This window comes from Labilithrix sp. (genome assembly GCA_019637155.1).
In the GTDB taxonomy this organism is placed as follows: domain Bacteria; phylum Myxococcota_A; class Polyangia; order Polyangiales; family Polyangiaceae; genus Labilithrix.
This window is the reverse complement of sequence record JAHBWE010000018.1, coordinates 43,978-64,182: the sequence shown is the minus strand read 5'-3', so window position 1 is coordinate 64,182 and position 20,205 is coordinate 43,978. Positions and strand designations below refer to the sequence as shown.

The 20,205-nt window shown below is 73.2% G+C and carries 14 protein-coding genes; 8 read left to right on the top strand and 6 right to left on the bottom strand.

All coding sequences use genetic code 11. The annotated features are described in order from the left end of the window. The first annotated feature begins 7 nt into the window (after positions 1-7). Positions 8-685, top strand: coding sequence for a hypothetical protein (locus KF837_33585; protein MBX3232308.1), 678 nt, complete (start codon positions 8-10; stop codon positions 683-685). On the opposite strand, the gene KF837_33580 is transcribed toward KF837_33585, so the two are convergent. Genes KF837_33580 through KF837_33570 form a run of 3 tightly spaced genes read right to left on the bottom strand, consistent with a single transcriptional unit; the run spans position 669 to position 7,410 of the window. Further along, a complete protein-coding gene (locus KF837_33580) occupies positions 669-5,516 on the bottom strand; it encodes a hypothetical protein (GenBank protein MBX3232307.1) in 4,848 nt (1,615 codons plus the stop codon). The two genes, KF837_33585 and KF837_33580, sit on opposite strands and share 17 nt — an antisense overlap. Next, positions 5,509-7,092, bottom strand: a complete 1,584-nt coding sequence (locus tag KF837_33575; protein MBX3232306.1) for an ATP-binding protein — start codon at positions 7,090-7,092, stop codon at positions 5,509-5,511. The genes KF837_33580 and KF837_33575 overlap by 8 nt, the downstream gene beginning before the upstream one ends. Beyond that, positions 7,093-7,410: a zf-TFIIB domain-containing protein gene (locus KF837_33570; GenBank protein ID MBX3232305.1), complete on the bottom strand. Its 318-nt coding sequence runs from the start codon at positions 7,408-7,410 to the stop codon at positions 7,093-7,095. 123 nt (positions 7,411-7,533) lie between these two features. On the opposite strand from KF837_33570, the gene KF837_33565 reads away from it, so the two are divergent. The 7 genes from KF837_33565 (at position 7,534) to KF837_33535 (ending at position 16,047) form a co-directional block, all read left to right on the top strand. Next, positions 7,534-8,502, top strand: a complete 969-nt coding sequence (locus KF837_33565) for a prolyl oligopeptidase family serine peptidase (protein ID MBX3232304.1) — start codon at positions 7,534-7,536, stop codon at positions 8,500-8,502. 61 nt (positions 8,503-8,563) lie between these two features. Next, positions 8,564-9,616, top strand: coding sequence for a ketoacyl-ACP synthase III (locus KF837_33560; protein MBX3232303.1), 1,053 nt, complete (start codon positions 8,564-8,566; stop codon positions 9,614-9,616). Positions 9,617-9,628: 12 nt separating this feature from the next. Then, positions 9,629-10,303: a hypothetical protein gene (locus tag KF837_33555; protein ID MBX3232302.1), complete on the top strand. Its 675-nt coding sequence runs from the start codon at positions 9,629-9,631 to the stop codon at positions 10,301-10,303. Positions 10,304-10,305: 2 nt separating this feature from the next. Further along, positions 10,306-11,463 (top strand): HRDC domain-containing protein, encoded by a 1,158-nt coding sequence (locus KF837_33550; protein ID MBX3232301.1) that lies wholly within the window; start codon positions 10,306-10,308, stop codon positions 11,461-11,463. 70 nt (positions 11,464-11,533) lie between these two features. Then, positions 11,534-12,847 carry a hypothetical protein gene (locus KF837_33545; GenBank protein ID MBX3232300.1) on the top strand — a complete coding sequence of 438 codons (1,314 nt, stop codon included), beginning with the start codon at positions 11,534-11,536 and terminating at the stop codon, positions 12,845-12,847. Then, entirely contained in the window at positions 12,811-14,349 is a 1,539-nt protein-coding gene (locus tag KF837_33540) for a glycosyltransferase family 39 protein (protein ID MBX3232299.1), read from the top strand. The genes KF837_33545 and KF837_33540 overlap by 37 nt, the downstream gene beginning before the upstream one ends. Positions 14,350-14,358: 9 nt before the next feature. Next, complete coding sequence (locus tag KF837_33535) at positions 14,359-16,047, top strand: hypothetical protein (GenBank protein ID MBX3232298.1); 1,689 nt, start codon at positions 14,359-14,361, stop codon at positions 16,045-16,047. 21 nt (positions 16,048-16,068) lie between these two features. On the opposite strand, the gene bioB is transcribed toward KF837_33535, so the two are convergent. From bioB to KF837_33520, 3 genes are all read right to left on the bottom strand, one after another. After that, on the bottom strand, positions 16,069-17,034 hold the full coding sequence (gene bioB, locus KF837_33530; GenBank protein ID MBX3232297.1) for a biotin synthase BioB: 966 nt from the start codon (positions 17,032-17,034) through the stop codon (positions 16,069-16,071). Between the two features lie 22 nt (positions 17,035-17,056). Then, complete coding sequence (locus KF837_33525) at positions 17,057-18,121, bottom strand: cyclic nucleotide-binding domain-containing protein (GenBank protein MBX3232296.1); 1,065 nt, start codon at positions 18,119-18,121, stop codon at positions 17,057-17,059. A 583-nt stretch (positions 18,122-18,704) separates the two neighbouring features. Continuing rightward, positions 18,705-20,201 carry a sigma-54-dependent Fis family transcriptional regulator gene (locus KF837_33520; protein MBX3232295.1) on the bottom strand — a complete coding sequence of 499 codons (1,497 nt, stop codon included), beginning with the start codon at positions 20,199-20,201 and terminating at the stop codon, positions 18,705-18,707. Positions 20,202-20,205 lie beyond the last annotated feature (4 nt).

The window sequence follows — 20,205 nt, the reverse complement described above, 5'->3', positions numbered from 1 at the left end:
GCTCACGATGCGTGCGCGCTCTCGATTGCTCGGCGCCGCCGCCGCCACGCTCGTCGTGCTGGCTGCGTGCTCGAGCTCGTACAGTGGTGACGAGCCCTCCGGCGCCGACGCGGGCGCGAGCTCGACGTCGAGCAGCTCCTCGACGTCGTCCTCTTCCTCGACGTCTTCGTCCTCGAGCAGCGGAGCGCCGATCGAGGACGCGGGGAACGACGCGCCGGCCGGCTTCGGCCTCGCGTGCCCGGCGTGCGCCGACGGCGAGACGTGCTTCGCGAGCGGCTGCGACGGGCTGAACCCCGCGGTCTGCGAGGCGCCGACCCCGGTCCAGCTCATGCCGGGCGAAGAGGTGACGTACACGGTCTTCGTCTGCGCGAAGGCGTCGAAGGCGATGTCCTGCGCGCGCAACGAGGAGGACGGCGGCATCATCCGTCCCTTCCAGATCGCGGCGGCGTTCGCGCTCGGCTCCGGCAAGTGGCACGTCGCCGCGAAGGGCTCGACGCCGCGCCTCTCGAACGGCTCGTGCGCGCAGAACTCCCTCTGCAACGGCGACTCGGCCAGCGCGCGTCTCGCCTACGACGTCAACGACCTGACGAAGACCTTCGACGGGCCCACCACGCTCACGCTGAGCACGGGATCGCCGAACGATGCGTGCCAGCAGTTCGCGCTGACGTTCATCCGGAAGCCGTAGCGTTCGCGCGCAACAGATCGAGGAGCTGCGCGACCTCCTCCGCGTCGGTGACCTCGGTGAGCTCGCGGTTGATCTCGCTGAGCGCGGCGACGACGAGGTGGAGGACGCCGTCCGGCCGCGCCGCGAGCGCCGTCACGACGGGGTGCCGCGTGTTGACGACGACCCAGCGCGACGCGCGATGGAAGACGATCGGCCGCCCGCGCTTCGCCTCGCGCACGCCCGCGACCGGATCGCCGGTCAGCGACATCGCGGTGAGCGCGAGGCCGATCGCCTCCGTGAGCGGGCTCGTCGCCGGCAGCTCGGAGGTGCGCGTCACGAGCTCGACGACGCGACGCACGATGCCGTCGAAGAACGACGACGTCGCGGACGGCTCCACCACCTCCACCGTCGGCGGAGCATCGCCGGTCGCCCTGTCGACGAGGTGGGGCGCGCGCCGCGCGACGACGCGCATGAGCGACGGAGCGGGGCGATCGGTCGCGAGCTCGGCGACGGGATCGATCGCGGGCTCGTCGAGGACGCCGAGGAGCGCGAGGTCCCAGCGGTACGCGTCGGTCTCCGCGTTTGCCGGCGCGGCGCGCACGTGGGCGGCGAGACGCACCGCGACCCACGCCATGACGTCCTCGACCGCGCGCGCGAGCGTCGTCGCGTCGGCGGTGACGTAGACGCGGCCGCACACGGGGACCACCGTCGAGTGGGCCTGGCGCTCCATCACCGACAGCCGGTCCTTGTCGACGACGCCCACCGCCTCGACGTCGATCGTGGGGCGCTCGGGCCACGCGCGCGGGAGCCAGAACACGCCGAGCGCGGAGCCGCCGACGGAGCGAACGGGCAACGACGCGGGCAGGCGGATGACGCCGAGCGTGTCCTTCGGCGCCTCGAGGAAGGTCGCGACGCTCGCGCCGGCGAGGCGGCGGACGAGGCGATGGACCCGCGCGACGGGCTCCTTCGGATCGACGAGGCCGTCGAACGCCGGCGTCGGCACGAGCGCGTCGTGGTTCAGCGCGGCGACGAGCGGCCAGCCGCCCGGATCCGCGATCGTCACGAGCGGCCGCATCGTCGTGAAGAGGTCGATCCGTCGCGCGGCGGCGTGACGCGGGCGGAGGAGGCCGATCTCGCCGCGGAACCTCTCCTCGTCGACGTCGATCGTGAAGAGGCACTGCGCGCGCGTCGCCGCGTCGAGCACGATCTCGGTCCGCGGCGGCGCGGCCCGCCGCTCGTCGCCGCGCGCGATCGCGCGGAGCTCCGCGGTCGCGTCCTCCGTCCTGAAGACACGCGCGAGCGCGAGCGCCTCCGTCGCGGAGAGGCGGAGGCACAGCTCTACGTGCGGGAACGGCGGCGGATCGGTGGTGAAGCGCACGACCGGCCAGCTCTCGAGCTCGGCGAACGAGTACCACTGACCGTCGGTCGCGGAGAACACCGCGCACGTCGCGTCCTCGTCCGCGACGCGCCCGCTCCGCAAGAGCTCCGTCGCGAGGAGCGCGCGGAGGCGATCGCGCACGAAGAGCGGCACGTCCGCGAGGGAGCGGGCGAGGCTCCGCACGAGCCGCTCCGTCGCGACGACGAGCTCGCGCGAGACGGGGGCGAAGGCGTTGACGTCGACGCGGTACACCGCGCGGATCGGGCAGCCGAACGAGAGCGCGATCGGCCGGCGTACGCCGTCGGCATCGACGAACGCGACGTCGTCGCTCGCGGAGTCGACGAGCTCGACCTCACCTTCGAGCGAGAGCGCGCCGAGGTCCGTGAACGAGCGGCGGAGGAGCGGATGCGCCGGCGCTCCGTCGAGCTTCGGCGGCGCGCCGCGCTTGCCCGCCGCGCGCAGCGCCTGCAGCCGCGCGACCGCGTCGGTCACGTCGGTCAACGTGACGAGAGCGCTCGCGAGGATGCGGAGGCGGAGCTCGCCCGTCGTCGTCGCGGGCAGGTACAGCGCGGGGGCGTCGAACGGCGAGCGCTCCTCCTCCGTGCGCCACCGCTCGTAGCGATGCGCGCCCCAACGCGCCGCGCTCGCGGGCGGGAGCTGGATCGCCGGCCCCTGCACGGTCGGCCAGCGCACCGTCTCGAAGACGGTGTCGGCGCCGGCGGAGTCCGTCGCGTAGAGCGCGGCGAGCAAGGCGAGCGCGGCGCCGTCGTCGGCGAAGTCCTCGCGCTTCGCGAGCGCGAGGGCGAGCGAGAGCGCCGCGCTCTTGATCGCGCCTTGCGCCCACGAAGCCCCCGCGCGCGAGAGCTGCGACCAGTCCTCGATCAGCCCTTCGTCGACGACGTCGACCCACGCCGCGACGGGGAGCGCGCCGGCCGGGGACGTGCCGAGGGGATGGCCCGCGAAGAGGACCTCCACCGGCGGCGGGAGCCCGCGCGCGAGCGTCACCGCGACGGCGCCGATCTTCGGCACGACGACGGAGCCGCGGACCGCGTCGCCGAGCTCGGCGGAGAGATCGATCGGCGCGCGCGCGAGCAGCGCCGCCCTCCGCTCCGCGATCTGCGCGTGACGCGCGCGCTCCGGGAGCGCGCGCAGCTTCGTCGCGAGCGCGGGATCGTCGCCCCGCTCGGCGACGCGACGAGCGGAGACGTCGACGTAGTCGGCGACGCTCGCGAGCGGGATCGCGTCGCGCTCGCATGCGTCCGCGACCACGTGGAGGAGCGCGTCCTCGTCGGCGGCGAGGCCGACGAGCGGCGTCGCCCACACGCAGCCGTCGAGGTCCGGCTGCGGGATCGCGTCGCGATCGACGAGCACGACGTCGACCGGTCCGTTCCGCGACGCCCACGCCTCGTCGCGGACGCGCCGCCCGGCGTGATACACGCGCAGGCGTCCCCTCCCCGGCGCGACGAAGCCCTGGAACGCGTCGCGATCGATCGCGAGCGAGACCGCCGGCGGCGCCTCCGGCAGCTCGTGGCTCGCCTCGAGCGCGCGATCGTAGGGGACGAAGAACGTGTCCTTCGGGAGGAGGAGGCGCAGCGCGGCGAGGTCGGCGGTGGCGAGCACGAGGCGGCCGTGCGGCGCCTTCGTCTTGCTCGCCGCGTAGCAGATCGCGTTCCCGCGGCGCGCGGAGAGGCGGATCGTGCGGAGGCTCACGAGACGCCCGTCGTTGGTGCGCCACACCGCGGCGTTCGCGCGCACGCCGAGGTCGGCGCCGTCGCCGAGCGCCTCCGTCGCCTCCGCCCACATCGCGATCGCGGACCGGATCGGCGCCGGGTCCTTCGTCTGCGAGACGACGAAGCTCGCCGCCAGGCGCCGCGCGAAGAGGAGCGCGCGCGTGAGGTCGTCGTTGCGCTCGACCGCGTCGTACGCGAACCGCGGGACGATGCGCCCGTGCCACGCGAGCGCGAGGTCGATCGGCAAGCGGACGCCGGTCAGCGTCACGGTCTCGAGCGCGCGCTCGTCGACGAAGAGCCGCGCGGTCGAGGGCCGGCCGTGCGCGGCCGCCGCGAGCGCGATCTCGCCGTGGAGCCCGGCGAAGGGACCTTCGGTGACCTCGAACGACTCCTTCGCGAGGGTGTCGCTCCCGATCACGACGACGGGCTTCGACGCCGGGTGCATCAACGCGCGCGCGCGGCGCTGGCTCGCGGCGGTGGCCGCGGGGACGAGGTCCTGCACCGGCACGGTGGCGAGCCCTTCGAGCACGCGCTCGCTCGGGAGCCCGCGCAGCCACACCGTCCCGCCGAGCCACGGCGCGAGCTCCTTCGCGAGCGGCGCCGCGCCTTCGTGGACGCGGACCGGCACCGCGGTCTCGCGGATCGCGAGCGCTCCGCCGAACGCGTCGTAGAGGACCGGCAGATCGAGGAGCGCGTCGGCCTCGGGCGGCACCGCGGTCCCGGCCCGCTTCGCGATCGCGACCTCCGCCGCGATCGCGCCGAGCGCGCGCGCGAGCACGGCGGCCTCGGCGTGGATCGTCACGCCGCGACCGCGCGGGGCCTTCGCCGACGGATCGCGGAGGACGCCGACCGCGATCGCGAACGCGGGATCGACGAGCGCGTGCGCGCGGCGCACGAGCTCGGCGTCGTGGTGCACCTGCGAGCGCGACGCGTTGGTCGGGAGGCGCGGCGCGTCGATGACGGCGCGCACCGGCAGCGGGCGGTCCTTGCGCGCGAGGTTCCAGCAGCCGGGGAGGACGTACGACGCGAGGCGGACGCCGCGCTCGCAGAAGTCGAGCGTCGGCAGGCGCGCGCCGGGCAGCACCTCCAGCTCCGCGCGCGTCGTGCCCGGGATGTCGAGGTTGACGGAGAGGATCGGCGCCACCGTCCGCCGCGCCACCTTCCCGCGGAGGTGCAGCGACCGCGTGTCGATCGCCTCTTCGAGGCGCGCGATCTCGGGCGGCACCTCGCGCGAGAGCGCGCGGCCGAGGCTCTTCAGGCCGCGCCTCCGCCGCGCGTGGACGCGCATCGTCGTGCTCGCGTCGAGGTCCGCCGGCGCCGCGATCGCTTCGCGTTCGGGGACCGCGTGCTCCTGATCGATGTAGCCGCGCTCGAAGCGGACGCGGGTGGCGGTCACGCCGTCGATCCGGAGCACGTCGACGAAGGCGGGATCGAGCGACAGCGCGGCGCCGACGCCGATCCCGAGGAGGCGGAGCGCGTCGCCGTCGGCGCCCTCCTCGCGCGTGAGGACGTGGTCGCGCGCGTGCGCGATCGCGTCGGGCGCGAGGCCGCGGCCGTCGAAGTCGAGGAACAGCTCGTCGCTGTCCCAGTCGACGTCGAGGCGCGTCGCTCCGAGCGCGACCGCCACGCGCGCGATCTCGCAGACCCAGAGGTACGGGTCGACGAGCATGTGGTCGCGCAGCTTGTCGAGCGCCTTGCGCGCGTCGACCTTGATCCGACCGCGCGCGACGACGCGATCACTCAAGGGCGGCCTCGAGGAGGCGATCGACGAGCTTCGACGGGAGCGGCCCCTCCGCGACGAGGAGCGCGCGGCAGAGGAGGTGCGCCGCGATCGCGGGCTCGGTCTTCGCGCGGCGCCGCGCGAGCCGCACCGCGGGGTCCTCCACGTTGAGGTAGACGCGCGCGCCCTTGCCCCACGCGCGCTTCTCCGCGACCGCCACCGCGACCACGCTCTCCTCGCGTTCGGCCTCCGCGACGACGCGCATCGACTGCTGGGCGAGCGCGCCCTCGAAGCTCGCGATCCACACCTTCGCCGCCCTCCGATCGAGCGCCCCCAGGAGGCGCAGCATCGCGCGCTCAAGCGCGGCGTCCTCGGGGTGCGGCGTCGCGATCGGCGCCGCGCGCGCGATCGCGAGCGCGACGTCGTGGACCTCGCCGGTGAACACGCGGAGGAGCGGCGCGACCTCGACCCAGCGCACGACCGGATGCCCGCGCCGCGCGAGCGCGTGCGTGATCGCGGAGGGCTCCGCCGCGACGAGGACCTGCCGGTCGCCGAGCGCGCCGCTCGCGATCGTGCGCGCGCCGCGGATCGGATCCGTGAGCGGGACGACGACCTCGCGCCGCCGCCTCGCGAACGCCGGCATCACGAGCGCCTCCAGGAACGGCACGTAGTCGGCGGGGGCCTCGGCGGCCGCGGCCGCTTCGGCGATGCGGGCGACGAGCGCGTCGGCGAGCGGGCCGCGCGCCATCTTCTGCGCCCGCGCGAGGAGCCGCCGCTGGCTCGCGTCGCGCACGACGTCGTCGCGGCTCAACGTGTGCGACAGCGCGGGCGAGTCGATCTTGAAGCGGACGCCGAGGAGCTCGGGCGGGGCGTCCGTCTCGTGGAGCGTGAGCCCGCGGCTGAAGTAGGTCGCGGTGCAGGGCTCGGGCCCGCCCGCCGCGACGACGATGCGCTCGTCGCCCTCCTCCCACCGCACCGCGACGAGTCCGGGCGCGTCGAACGGCTCGTCGATCGCGACCGCGCGCGGCGACGCGCCGTCGGTGACCGTGAGCGCGATCGGCACGCGCGCGTGACGGCACCAGCGCCGGAGCGCGCGCTCGGCCGCCTCGACGTGCGCGGCGAAGACCTCCGGCTCCATCCGCTGGACGAGCATCACGGTCGTACCGCGCTCGCGGCCGCCGTCTTCGGAGAGCTCCCAGGTGTGATCGCCGAAGAGGCGCACCGTCCACGCCTCGGCGCCGGCCCTCGTCCGGACCTCGACGTGATCGGGCTCGAGCGCGAACACGGAGACGAACCCGATCCCGTATTTTCCGATCTTCGAGCGGTCGCCCTCCTTCGACGACGAGAAGAGCGTGAGGAGCGGGCCTTCGATCGTCGCGCGCGTCATCCCGCAGCCGTCGTCGGTGACGCTCGTGCGCACGACGCCGGCGTCGTCGCGATCGATGCGGGCCTCGATCCGCGTCGCGCCCGCGTCGATGCCGTTCTGGACGAGCTCGCGCAAGAACGCGTGTTTGTCCGCGAACTGGCGGACCATGTCCGCGACGATGCCGGGCTCCGCGGTCTTCTTCTCGTGCTCGAAGCCCCGGTCGCGATAGGCCACTCAGGCTCCGATCGCCTCGAGCTCGCCGCCGTCGAGCCAGACGCCGCGGCACTCGATGCACACGTCGACGAAGATCATCGTGCCGATGCTCCATTCGCGCTTCGTCGTCTCGCCGGTGCACGACGCGCACGCGATCGCCTCCGTCGGGCGATCCCACACGCGCTTCGCGGCGCCCTTCGCCGTGCGCGAGCCGCGGTTCTCGATCGTCAGGAGGTCCTCGTACGCGACGAACGCGCCGCGGCAGGACGGACAGCGCTGGATGGTGGGGCCCGCGGGGTGCCGCTCGTCCACGAGCGCGACGACGCGCCCATGCACCATCACGCCACGGTACGCCGACGGCGCCTCTCCTCCCTGCCTCACGCAGCGCGGACAATTCATCTCGAGCCGGCCGCGATTGTACCCGTGAACGGCGGTGGTCCGAAGAGTGCTTGCGGCGAGGGCGTGCGCATTCTCTTCGTGGGTTGCATTCTCACCGCTGCGGCGTGCGCGAGCGCGGAGGAGGGCTCGGTCGCGCGCGAGCTCTCGCCGACGCCGCCGATCCCGATCGCGAACGGCGCCTCATCGTCGAACGGCGTGGCGCCGCCGCCCTCACCGACGCCGACGTCGACCTCGTCGACCTCGGTGCCCGACGCCGCCGCGCCGGTCCCCGAGCCGCCGCCTCCGCCCACCGTGATCACCTCGAACGAGACGATCGAGGTGTGGGGGCGCACGCGCTCGTTCGTCGTCGCGCGGCCGAGCACGTACGACCCGGCGCGGAGCTATCCGCTCCTCCTCGCCCTCCACGGCGACGGCGGCACCGGCGCGCACATGCGCGCGGCGTTTCAGCTCGACGGCGTCGCCGGGCAAGACGTGATCGTCGCCTACCCGACCGGGAGCGGGAACAGCTGGGACCTCTACACGCCCGCCGACAGCGACAAGGACGTCGCGTTCCTCGTCGCGCTCGTCGACGAGATGAAGGCCCGCTACAACGTCGCGCCGAACCGAGTGTTCTCGTTCGGGATGAGCAGCGGCGCGTTCATGTCGAACCAGATGGCGTGCCGCCGGCCCTCGCTCTTCCGCGGGATCGTCTCGCACTCGGGCGGCGTGCCGGCGGAGCCGAACGACAGCCACGGCACGTGGGGGAACGGCTTCGTGCGCTGCGACGGCCAGGACACCGGCGTCGCTGCGATGCTCATCCACGGCAGCGAAGACAGCGCCGTCCCGTACCCGAGCGGCGAGCACAACACGAGGTACTGGGCGACCGTGAACGGCTGCGCGAGCACCAGCACCGCGATCGCCCCCGCGCCCTGCGTGGCAAGAGACGGCTGTCCCGCCGGCAAGCCCGTCGTGTTCTGCGGCGTCCAAGGGCTCGGCCACGCGTTCTGGTCCGAGGCGGCGGCCGCGACCTGGTCGTTCGTCTCGGGCCTGTGACTCGGGCCTATGACGAAATCATGACGGGAGATCGGACGAGAGAGGCTAAAACCGCGACGTCATGGGCTTCGAGCTTATCGGCACCGGCCATTTCGTCCCCGGCGAGCCGATCCCGAACGAGCGCCTCTCCAAGGTGATGGACACGTCGGACGACTGGATCTTCCAGCGCTCCGGCATCCGCCAGCGGCACTTCGCGGGCGAAGGCCAGGCCGCGAGCGACTTCGCCTTCGAGGCCTCGAAGCGCGCGCTCGAGGCGGCGGGGATCCAGGCGAAGGATGTAGATTACATTCTCTTCTCGACCATGACGCCGGACTACGTGTTCCCGGGCTCGGGCGCGGTCCTCGGCGCGAAGCTCGGCATCCCGGGCGTGCCCGCGCTCGACATCCGGCAGCAGTGCGCGGCGATGATCTTCAGCCTCCAGCTCGTCGACGGCCTGATCAAGGGCGGCGTCGCGAAGACGGTCCTCGTCGTCGGGGCCGAGGCCCATGCCGGCTTCATGCCGTGGGAGGACTGGGACGTCGTCGAGGGCAAGAGCGACCGCGCGGTGAGCGAGGAGGCGAAGAAGCGCGCGAACGAGCACCGCGCGCTCGCGGTGCTCTTCGGCGACGGCGCCGGCGCGATGATCTTCCGCGCGACCGATCGCGACGCGGGCCTCGTCGCGTCGAAGGTCCACACCGACGGGCGCTTCGCCGAGACGCTCTACGTGCCCGGCGGCGGCTTCCGCACGCGGCCGTACTGGAAGTCGAGCCACTGGGACGAGCAGGCCCACATCCCGCGGATGGACGGGCGCGAGCTCTTCAAGTTCGCGGTGACGAAGCTGCCCGAGACGGCGCGCGCGCTCTGCGCGGAGACGAACACGCCGCTCGAGAAGATCGACTGGTTCCTCGCCCACCAGGCGAACTCGCGCATCAACAAGTACGTGCGCGAGCACCTCGGCGTCCCGGAGGAGAAGATGCCGATGAACATCGAGCGCTTCGGCAACACGAGCGCGGGCACGATCCCGATCCTCATCGACGAGTGCACCCGCGCCGGGAAGCTCAAGAAGGGTGAGCTCAACATGCTCCTCGCCCTCGGCGCCGGCATTCATTGGGGCTGCGCTCTCGTACGGTGGTGATACGCTCGGGGAATGCCTTTGCTGCGCCACCTCGGTCGCGTCGCCCTTCTCGCCGCCCTCGCCTCTCCTTTCGTCCCCACCGACGCCGGCGCGTCGGTCTCGATCGCGGTGTCGTTCGACGCCCTCGTGAAGGACGCGGACGACGTCGCCGTCATCACTCCTGGTGAGTCGCACAGCGTCTGGGAGGACGGCCGCATCTTCACGTACACGAAGGTGCACGTCGATCAGGGCGTGGCCGGCAACGACCTCGCCGCCGGCAACGACACCTACGTCCGCACGATGGGCGGCGTGGTCGGCAAGATCGGTCAGCTCGTCGACGGCGAGGCGGTCCTCACGAAGGACAAGCCCGCGCTCCTCTTCCTCCGCAAGCTGAAGGCCGGCTCGTTCGACGTCTCGGCGCGCGGCCAGGGCCAGTACCCGATCAAGATCGATCCGCAGACGAAGGAGCGCCGCCTCATGCGCTCCACCGCGGCCGGCATGCTCCTCCCGCCGAAGCCGCCGGCGGTCCCCGCGAGCGGGGTGCAGACGCAGAGCCTCGCCGCCGGCGCGCCGGTGGCGGCGCCGGGCGCGAAGATCCTCCTCGCGCAGGAGGTCCTCGACAACAAGAAGATCGACGAGGGGGCGCGCGAGATCGCCTCGGCCTGGAAGCGCCTCCACACGTCGCCGCCGCAGACGCAGCCGAAGTGAGCCTGGTCGCAGACGAACGGGGGCTCGCGGCCGTCGCCGAACGGCTCGCCGGAGCGCCCGTGCTCGCGGTCGACGTCGAGTCGAACGGGCTCTTCAAGTACCGCGCGTCGCTCTGCACCTTGCAGCTCGCGACGCCGGACGCGGAGCCGATCGTCGTCGACGCGCTCGCGACCCCGCTCGCCCCGCTCGCGCGCGTGCTCGCGGAGAGCGGGCCGCGGAAGATCGTCCACGACATCGCGTTCGACGCGCGCATCCTCGCCGAGAGCGGCGTCCTCCTCGGCAACGTGTTCGACACGTCGCTCGCGGCGCGCATGCTCGGGCGGACCGCGACCGGCCTCGCCGCGCTGCTCCAGAGCGAGCTCGGCGTCGCGATGGACAAGAAGCTCCAGCATCACGACTGGACGGAGCGCCCGCTCGAGCGGCAGCACATCGCGTACCTCGAGGCCGACGTCGCGCACCTGCCCGCCCTCGCCGCGCGCCTCGAGCGCGAGGTCGCGGAGCGCGGGATCGCGGCGGAGATCGAGGAGGAGACGCGCTACCGCCTCGCGCAAGCAGCGGCGTCGGTCGCGGCGGGAGATCCGCGCGCGCCGTACCTGCGGATGAAGGGGATCGATCGTGTCGCGCGCGAAGAGCTCCCGCTCCTGCGCCGCCTCGCCGAGGTGCGCGAAGCGGAGGCGCGCGCGCTCGACGTGCCGCCGTACAAGGTGATCGGACCGGACGTGCTCTTCGCGATCGCGAAGGCGCGCCCGCGCACGATGGACGAGCTCACCCGCGTCAAGAACGCGCTCGCCGGCCACCGCGCGCGCGCGATCGCGCCGAAGCTCCTCGCCGCCGTCGCGCAGGGCGTCGCCGACGGCGCGATCCCGGACGCGGACGCGGCGCTGCTCGAGAGGCCGCGCTTGCCATCGGCGCAGATCAAGGCGCGGCGAGCGCGCGAGCACCGGCTCACCGCGTGGCGCCGCGCGGAGGCGAAGCGCCGCGGCGTCGACGAGCAGGTCGTGCTGCCGGGCCACTGCCTGCAAGACCTCGCCGACCTCGAGGACGCGACCCTCGCCGCCATCGCCGCCGTCCCCGGCATCGGCGCCTTCCGCATCGAACAGAGCGCCGCCGCCCTCCTGGCCGCACTCCACGGCCGCAACGAGCCGGAGGCCCACGCGTGACCGCGCCCCTCGGCGGCGCGCGGGAGGCACACGCGTGCTCGCTCCTCGGCGGCGCGCGGGAGGCTGGCGCGTGAGCTCGCTTCTCGTCGTCGCGGGGGAAGCGTCTGGGGATCGGGCGGGCGCGGCGGTGGTCGCGCGGCTCGAGGGGGTGCGCGCGTTCGGGATGGGCGGTGGCGCGCTCGCGGGCGAGGGCGTCGAGCTCGTCGCCGACCTGCGCGACGTCACCGCGATGGGGATCGCGGAGGTCGCGCACCGCGCTCTCCGCGTCGCGCTCGCCTACTCCCGCGTCCGCGCCGCGATCGCGCGCCGGAAGCCCGCCGCCGCGCTCCTTGTAAATTACACGGAATTCAACGCCCGCCTCGCGCCGGTGCTCTGGCAACACGGGACGCGCGTCCTCTGGTACGGCGCCCCGCAGATCTGGGCGTGGCGGAGCAGCCGCGCGACCCCGCTCCGCCGCTCCCTCGACCGAATGGCCGTGATGCTCCCCTTCGAGGAGCAACTCTGGCGCGACCTCGGCGTCGACGCCCACTACGTCGGCCACCCCGCCCTGGAGGCTTTCAACGTCAGGGGCTCCGCCCCCGACACCCCCGCCCCAGACACGGCCCTCGCGCGGAGCGCTTGGGGCGCTTCGCGCCCGCTTTCGCGGCCGCTTCTGGGGCCCCTGGCCGAAGCTACCCGCGGAGGGGGGACCCCTGACGTCGAAGCTACCCGCGGAGGGGGGACCCCTGACGTCGAGAAGAGCGTGACGCGCGTGCGCCTCGGCATGACGCCGCTCGCGCCGGCGGTCGCGATCCTCCCTGGCAGCCGCCCGCACGAGGTCCGCCGCCTGCTCGAGCCGATGCTCGCGGGCTTCGAGGAGGTCCGCCGCGATCGCGCGAGCGTCGACGCGCGGCTCCTCCTCGCCGCGAGCCTCGACGACGCGACGCGCGCGTGGGCGCGCGGGCTCGCGCGCGCCCTCGAGATCGACACGGTGCCGGTCGATCCGCGGATCGGGATCGGCCCGCTCCTGCCTGCGTTCGACGTCGCGCTCTGCGCGTCCGGCACCGCGTCGCTCGAGTGCGCGCTCGCGCGGGTCATCCCCGTCGTCTGCTACCGCGTCGGCTGGGCGGCGGAGGCGGCCGCGCGCGCGCTGCTCGAGACGCCGCACGTCGCGCTCCCGAACGTGCTCCTCGGCCGCCCCGCCTTCCCCGAGCTCCTCCAGCGCAACGCGCACGCCACCCGCATCGCCGACGAGCTCGCGCGTGTCCTCGACGAGCGCCCCTCGTTCCTTGCATCCTGCAACGAGCTGGAGGAGATCCTCGGCGACGACAAGTCGCCCTCGCGCGAGGTCGCGCGGATGCTCGAACCATGGCTCGCAAGACCCGAAAGCCAGCGCAGCGCGTAGAGCCGGCGACCCTACCGGCCGCGCCGGTCCCGGGCTCGAGCGCGCCGCTCCGTCTCCTCGTCGCGCTGACGGCCGCGCTCTTCGCGGCGCGAATCTACGCCGCGGGCAAGGTCGGCTTCGGCGACAGCGAGGCGCTCTACGCGTCGTACGCGGTGCACCCGCAGCCGGCGTACCTCGATCACCCGGGGCTCATCGGCCAGGTCGCGCGCCTCGTCGGCGGCGGCAGCGCGCCGGCGCCCGAGAGCGCGCACTACGTCACCGCCGTCGTCGCGACGCTCGTGCCGTGGCTCGTCGTCGCCGTCGCGCGCGTCGCGGGGACCTCACTCTCCCCCGCGCTCGTCGCCGGCGCCGTCGTCGCGGTCGTGCCCGAGATCGCGGTCGGCCTCTTCGGCCTCACGCCCGATCTCCTCCTCGCGCCGCTCTGGCTCGGCGCGATCGGCCTCGCGATCGCCGGCCTGACGCACGGCCGTCCGATCGCGCTCCTCGGCGCGGGGCTCCTCGCCGGCGTCGCCGCGTCCGCGAAGGTCTCGGGCCTGCTCCTCTTCGCGGCCCTCGCGTTCGTGCACCTCCGCGCGCCCCGCGAGCGACGGACGATCTGGCCGTGGGCGGGCTTCGTCGCGGGGGGGATCGTGCTCCTCCCGATCGCGCTGTGGGAGGCGCGGAGCGGCTTCCCGATGTTGCGCCATCGCTTCGTCGAGACGCAGTCGGGCGCGGGGATCGCGCTGCGCAACGTCGGTCAGCTCGTCGGCGGCCAGCTCGTCTACCTCTCGCCGGCCGCGTGTTACCTCGCGTTCGTCGTGGCGCGCGATCTCGTCCGCCGCCGCGACGAGGACGCCGTGACGCGCGTGCTCTTCGCGACGTTCGCGATCCCCTTCGTGCCGCTCCTGCTCCTCTGCGTATGGAGCCCGATCGCGGAGCCGCACTGGATCGCGCCGGCGCTCCTCGCGCTCCCGATCCACGCGGCGCGCCGCGCGGTGGTGACCGCGTCGCAGGTGAAGCTGACGCTCGGCGTCGCGGGGGCGTTCACGCTGCTCGCGCACGCGTGGGTGCTCGTCCCCGCGTCGGCGCGGCTCCGCCCGACCGACGTGGACGCGAAGGCGGACATCGCGAGCGAGCTCTACGGATGGCCGGCGGCGGCGGAGGCGATCAAGGAGCAGCGCATGCTCGCCGCGACGCCGGCGGACCCGAACGGCGAGGACGTCGTCCTCGTCGGGCCGCACTGGACGGTGTGCGCGCAGCTCCAGGCCGCGTTCCCCCGCGCGAAGGTCGGCTGCGCGACCCCGGTCCCGGACGACTTCGATCGCTGGTACCCGCGCGAGCGCTGGAAGGCGGCCGCGGAGGTCCTCTTCGTCACCGACAACCGCTTCGACGGGGACGGCGCCGCCGAGCTGCCTCTTCTATCCCGGTTCTCGCAGAGCAAAGTCCGCATCTTCCGGGGCGGACGCCCGGCCCGCGTCTTCGAGCTGTATCTGTACGCGCGCCGGGGCCAAGCCGCGCTATGACGCGTGTCCGTGACGACGAAGAGCGCGAGCAAGAAGAAGGCGAGGGCGAAGGCGAAGGCGACGCCCGTCGACGAGCCTGCCGAGAAGACGACGGAGCCGGCGGCCACCGACGAGAAGCCCGAGAAGCCGGCCGAGGAGCCCGCTGAAGAGCCCGCCGAGAAGCCCGCCGCGAAGGCGCCCGGCTTCTTCGACGCGACGCGCCGGCACCTGATCCTCGGCTTCTACGCGCCGCTGCTCCTCCTCTTCTGGGAGATGTGGCAGGTCCGTCGGTTCACGGTCGACGACTCGTACATCTCGTTCCGCTACGCGCGCAACTTCGCGCGCGGCCTCGGGCTCGTCTACAACGAGGGCGAGCGGGTCGAGGGCTACACGAACTTCCTGTGGACGGTCCTCCTCGGGATCGGGATCAAGGTCGGCCTCGATCCGGACTTCCTCGTGAAGGTGATGGGCGGGACGTGCGCCGCGATCACGCTCTTCCTCCTCTTCCGCCTCTCCGATCGCCTCCGTCCGTACACCGCCGTGCCCTGCGTCGCGACCTGGCTCTTCGCGACCTCGGCGTTGAACACGGGCTACTCGGTGTTCGGCCTCGAGACGCCGCTGTTCGTCACCCTCGTCGTGGGCGGCATGTACCTCTTCTTCCAGGAGGAGCCGGCGTTCGGCGAGCCCGCGCCGCGCGCGTCGAAGTTCCCGGTGTCGGGCATTCTCTATGGCCTCGCCGGCATCACGCGTCCGGAGGCGCCGATGTTCATCGGCATCCTGATGTTGTTCCTCGGACGCGGTCTCTTCTCGAAGCGCAACATCACGCGCGGCCTCCTCTTCGTCGCGCCGGTCGGCGCGCACCTGCTCTTCCGTCGCTCGTATTACGGCCAGTGGACGCCGAACACCTTCGGCGCGAAGACCGGCAACTTCGACGGGCAGATCCAGGGCGGCCTCCGCTACGTCCAGAACTACATCGCGCACGAGAGCCGTCCGCTTCTCATCATCGCGGCGATCGGCGTCCTCTGGGCCCTCCTCAGCCGCCGCCGCGACCTCCTCTCGATCACGGCGACGGGCGCCGCGGTCGCGGGTTACGTCGTCCTCGTCGGCGGCGACTGGATGGCGCTCTTCCGCTTCCTCGTCCCCTTCGAGCCGTTCTGTTTCCTCCTCATCTGCATCGTCCTCCGCGAGGCGTGGGACCGCCTGAACACCTGGGACAAGGACCGCGCGCGCCTCCTCCGCGCGATCGGCCTCGCGGTGTGCGTGGGCATCAGCGTCTACCGCGTGAGCGAGCTCGGCAAGTCGCAGCGCTTCATCATGGGCCACGAAGATCGCTTCTGGCGCATGGCGGCCGGCGGCACCGCGAAGTGGCTCAACGAGCATCCGCGCGGCATGATCGCGCTCGGCGACATCGGCTACGTCGGCTACGCGACGGACTACCCGCTCCTGGACCTCCTCGGCCTCGTCGACCCGGTCATCGCGAAGCTCCCCGGCGGCTACACGCAGAAGATCGGCCCCGGCTTCGCGGACCGCCTCTTCGACGTGAACCCCCGCTACGTGCTCATCATCTCGGCCAACCGCGAGTGCAACAAGCCATCGGTCGCCGGCTCCCGCGTCATCTACTACGACCACCGCTTCGCCCAGCGCTACACGAAGGCCGGCCTCGTCCCCCTCGACGACAACTTCGCCTGGTGCCTCTTCGAGAACCCCACCGGCCGCTGACGCGCCCAGGCGGCGCGCGCGCTACTCCGCCTCCGCCACGGCGGTGGTCGGCTTCATCGTCGAGAGCCCTGCGTCGCGGAGGAGGGCGAGGTCCTCGTTGGCGGTCGGGTTCGGGGTCGTGAGGAGCTTCTCGCCGTAGAAGATCGAGTTCGCGCCCGCCATCATGCAGAGCATCTGCGCTTCGCGGCTCAGGGCCTCGCGGCCGGCGGAGAGGCGCACGCGGGAGCGCGGCATCAAGATGCGCGCGACGGCGATCATGCGGACCAGATCGAGCGGGTCGACGGGCGGGCGGCTCGCGAGCGGCGTGCCCTCGACCGGGACGAGCGCGTTGATCGGGACGCTCTCGGGCTGCGGCTCCAGGTTCGCCAGCGTGCGGAGCATCTCGCAGCGATCGTCCGTGCTCTCGCCCATCCCGATGATGCCGCCCGAGCACACCGTGATGCCGGCCTTCCGCACGTTGTCGAGCGTACGGAGACGGTCGTCGAACGTGCGCGTCTTGATGATCGAGCGGTAGTGCTCGCGGCTCGTGTCGAGGTTGTGGTTGTACGCGTCGAGGCCCGCATCGGCGAGGCGCTTCGCCTGCTTCTCGTCGAGCATGCCGAGCGTCACGCACGCCTCGAGGCCGAGGTCCTTCACCCCCTTCACCATCGCGACGACCTTGTCGAACGCGGGGCCCTCCTTCACCTCGCGCCACGCCGCGCCCATGCAGAAGCGCGTCGAGCCGAGCTCCTTCGCGCGACGCGCGCTCGCGATGACGCTCTCGACGTCGAGCATCTTCTCCGGGCTCACGTTCGTCTCGTAGTGGCTCGACTGCGGACAGTACGCGCAGTCCTCGGGGCAGCCGCCCGTCTTCACGCTGAGCAGCGTGCAGAGCTGGACCTCGTTGTCGGGATGATTCGCGCGGTGGACGCGCCGCGCCTCGTCGAGGAGCGGCATGAGGGGCTGGTCGTAGAGCGCCCGAACTTCGTCGCGGCTGAACGTCGGCATCGGTGCGGGACCATAGCAAAAATCAGCGACGGGAGCGTGGATCGATCGCCAGCTCCAGCGTGATCGCGTCCGCGGTGTTGCTCCCGTCGTCCCAGTCGTCGAGGACGCTCCGCGCGTCGAGGTCGTTCAGCGACGACGAGCGCTCGATCGCGGCCGCCTGCGTCAGGCGACGCGTGGCCTCGCGGAGCTGCCGCACGCCCGCGAGGGCGACCTGCCACTGGAAACGAAGCGCGACGGGGGACGACGCGCGCAAGAGGTTCGCGAACGCGTCGGCGCGGAGCTCCAGCGCGATCGTGTCGGTCGTCGCGGTGACGGTGGCGGAGCGCGGCGCGCGATCGAGGAGCGCGAGCTGCCCGACGAGGGAGCCCGGGCCGAGCGTCGCGATCGGGAGCGCGACGCCGGGGCGCGTGACCTCGACCTCGCCCGACGCGAGGAGGAAACACGACTCCCCCGCCCCGCCCGCGCGGAACAGCACGTCGCGCGCGGCGAAGGCGCGGAACGCGGCGACGTGCGCGAGCAGCGCGAGGTCCTCCGGCGCGTACGACGCGAACGCCGGCACCGCCCGCAGCTCCTCCACCGAAAACGTGCGCGTCGCGCGCCCGAGCGAGACGGGGCCGCGCTCGCTCGCGGGGCCGCCGCTCGCGAGCCTGTTCCCCGCCTCGCGGAGTCGGCGCGCGACGTCGGCGAGGATGTTGCGAAGGATCGCGGAGGCGACGCGCGGCGTGTCGCGCACGAGGACCGCGAGCGCCTCGCGCGTGAAGTCGAGGACCGTGACCGGCGCGTCGCCCGCCGCGACCGTCGCCGAGCGCGGCTCCGCGTCGATGAACGCGAGCTCGCCGACGACCTCGCCGGGACCGAGCCGCGCGACCACCTCGTCGGCCCCCGCGCTCGAGCGCGCCCTCACGACGAGGTCTCCGTCGAGGACGATCATGAGCGAGCGCCCCGTGTCGCCCTCGCGGAACAGCACGTCGTGCGGCGCGCCGCGACGCGCCTTCAAGACCCCGAGGACGACGTCGCAGTCGGCGTCGGACAGGTCCGCGAACGCCCGCACGCGCCGAAGCACCGCTCGCTTGCCCGGATCGCTCATGAGCTCCTCCTCGCCTCCTCGCCGAGCATAACCTCGAATCTGGATCGCGCGCCGTCCAGGGAGTCGCCTCCTGACGCTCGACTGCCGGCCGTGAGCTACGCTCCGCGAGGTGGGGTCGCGCGCGCTCGCCGTCGTTGTGTCGCGATCGCTGCCTGCGCCGACCGCCGACCCTACGATCCTATCCGTCGGACGGGGGTGACGCGCACGCCAGCGTCGACGCGGCCGCGGAGCCGCGACGGCGCTTCTCGCTCGTGCCTCCTTCGAAGGACCCCGAGGTGCGCTGCGGCGAGTCGCGTATCCGCCGCGCGATTGCGCGAAGGGAGAGCGGCTCGACGGCGAGATCCGGGTCGAGAACCCTTCGTCCTCGCCGCTCGGCGTCGCCACCACGCTCACGGACACGCACGGCATCTTCTCCGCCGCGAGCCACTTCACCGCCGCTTCGACGCGCGAGAGCGATCTCTCCGTCGCGCTCGCCGTCGCGACGGTGGACATCGACCTCCGTCCGGGCGCGCCTGCGCAGGCGACGACGCGGAGGGCCAAGCTCTGGTTCCGTGTCCTCGGCGTCTGCGAGGCGGGTCCGTGATCACTCCTCCTTCAGCACGCGGCCGATCGTGTTGCGGCCGATCTCGAGCCTGCGCGCGGCCTCGGCCTTGTTGCCGTCGCAGGCCTCCACCGTGGCGGCGACGTAGCGGCGGGTGGCTTCGTCGAGGGTGAGGCCGAGCGGGATGCCCGTCGCGACGCGGGGCTCGGAGGGGCGGAGCGCGCGCGGGCGCGGGAGGTGCGCGGGCGTGATGCGGCCGTCGGGGGCGAGCACGATCGCGCTCTCGATCCAGTGCTCGAGCTCGCGCACGTTGCCGGGGAAGTCGTGCGCGCGCAGCACCGCGAGCGCGTCGGGCGCGACGACCGGGGACGGGCGGCCGTAGCGCTTCGCGTACGTGTCCGCGAAATGGATCGCGAGCTGCTCGATCTCGCTCGCGCCGCGCGCGCGGAGGGGCGGGATCTCGATCTCGACGACGCGGATGCGGTAGTAGAGGTCCTCGCGGAAGCGGCCGTCGGCGACGCGCCGCTCGAGGTCCTGGTGCGTCGCGCACACGACGCGCACGTCGGCGCTCATCGTCTGGCGCCCGCCGACGCGCTCGAACGTGCGGTCCTGGAGGAACCGCAGCAGCTTCCCCTGCACGTCGGCGGGGAGATCGCCGATCTCGTCGAGGAACAACGTGCCGCCTCGCGCGAGCTCGACGCGGCCCGGCACGCGGCGGTCCGCGCCGGTGAAGGCGCCGCGCTCGTGGCCGAACAGCTCGCTCTCGACGAGCTGGATCGGCAGCGTCGTGCAGTCGACGGTGACGAACGGGCCCGCCTGGCGGCCCGAGTTCACGTGGATCGCGCGCGAGAAGAGGCCCTTGCCGGTGCCGGTCTCGCCGCGGAGGAGCACCGTCGCGTCCGTCTGCGCCGCGAGCGTGACGCGCTCGTAGACCGCGCGCAGCTCCGCGCTCCGCCCGACGATGCGATTGAAGGGCCCGCGCAGCGTGAGCCCCGGCCCCCCCTCGTCGGCCGGCCGCAACGTCGTGAGCGAGAGCGCCCGCGCGAGCTGCGCCGCGAGCGCGAGCAAGTAGCGCTCGTCCTCGTCGGTGAACGCGCCTTCGCTGCGATTGAGAACCTGCACGACGCCGCGGATCGGGCCGTCCTCCTCCGCGCGGATCGGGACCGCGAGGATCGAGCGCGTCGTGTAGCCCGTCGTCTTGTCGACGGAGCGATCGAAGCGCGCGTCCTTCGCCGCGTCGGCGCTGCGGACCGACTCGCCCGTGCGCGCGACCCAGCCCGCGATGCCCTGGCCGAGCGGGAGCCGCAGGGTCGGGAGCAGGATCGCGACGCGGGACACGAGGTCGCCGCGCTCGGCGTCGACGAGCCAGATCGTCGCGCGCTCGGCGGAGAGCGCCTCCGCGACGCGCTCGCACGTCGTGGCGAGGAGGGCATCGAAGTCGACCTCGCGCGTCAGGAGCGCCGCGAGATCGACGAGGAGCGACAGACGATGGCTCAACGGTTCACCCCGAACCGTATCGAGCCGCGCCGCTGCCGTCATCACC